This is a genomic window from Arthrobacter sp. S39 (assembly GCF_004320525.1).
Classification (GTDB): domain Bacteria; phylum Actinomycetota; class Actinomycetes; order Actinomycetales; family Micrococcaceae; genus Arthrobacter.
On sequence record NZ_SIHX01000047.1, the window covers coordinates 1 to 252 of the forward strand.

General features: G+C 56.3%; 1 rRNA gene. It reads left to right on the forward strand.

Annotated features, from left to right (window positions below):
• Positions 1-252 (forward strand): 16S ribosomal RNA (locus tag EYS21_RS23285); the annotation flags it as partial.

Consider the following 252-nt stretch of genomic DNA (forward strand, 5'->3'; position numbering starts at 1 on the left):
TGGATTAGTGGCGAACGGGTGAGTAACACGTGAGTAACCTGCCCTTAACTCTGGGATAAGCCTGGGAAACTGGGTCTAATACCGGATATGACTCCTCATCGCATGGTGGGGGGTGGAAAGCTTTTTTGTGGTTTTGGATGGACTCGCGGCCTATCAGCTTGTTGGTGAGGTAATGGCTCACCAAGGCGACGACGGGTAGCCGGCCTGAGAGGGTGACCGGCCACACTGGGACTGAGACACGGCCCAGACTCC